The organism is Thermogemmata fonticola, from assembly GCF_013694095.1.
Lineage (GTDB): Bacteria > Planctomycetota > Planctomycetia > Gemmatales > Gemmataceae > Thermogemmata > Thermogemmata fonticola.
The window spans coordinates 1-611 of record NZ_JACEFB010000041.1 but is presented as its reverse complement, the minus strand read 5'-3'; the positions used below and the strand labels follow the sequence as shown (position 1 = coordinate 611).

The following is a 611-nucleotide window of genomic DNA, read 5'->3' as shown; positions in this document are numbered from 1 at the left end:
GGGTCTGACCAGAAATTCTGGCGGCACTAAGCTGGGATTTTGGCTTGAATTAGCCAGTAGGCCTGCCATTGACCCGATTGCTTCAGAGCCTCCAAGGCCATCACGGCCTCGGCGTTCCGGGCATCCCAACGCCGACCACGCCCCTTGAGCCGAGCCGTCAGCGTCTTGCAGCACGACTCCGTCGGTCCGCTCCCCAACTGCCAACCCTTCGCCACAAACTCCGGATAGCGGATCATCTCCCGCCGCTCCCCCACATACCCCAGCAACGCATCCGCCGCCTGCCGCTTCGCACCCCGCAGCGTGCCACGCCAGTCGAGCAGCTTCGCCCAGGCCGCCTCGTAACCTTCGTGCTTGAAAACGTGTAGCAACTCGCTCGCCCAACGCTTGCCGTCCTCATCCTCCTCGCCAAAAACCACACGGCGAGCCGCGTGCACATGCTCGGCCAAGTGGTAGAAATCCAACCCCAACGCGTCCAGCGGCAGGTTCTGCCGAGCCACCTGCTTGCCAATCCACGGCGCCCCATCGACAATGCCGATCTTTTCGTCGGCCAGGTCAAGGCGCAGCCGAACCGCCTGCCGCCGCATCAGCCGTCCCGCCGCTTCGTGGTCGCC

General features: G+C 64.5%; 1 protein-coding gene. It reads right to left on the bottom strand.

Features of this window, described 5'->3' with window-relative positions; translation table 11 throughout:
• Positions 1-26: 26 nt before the first annotated feature.
• Positions 27-611: hypothetical protein (locus H0921_RS17595; RefSeq protein ID WP_194539838.1), on the bottom strand; the 585-nt coding region annotated here is incomplete at its 5' end.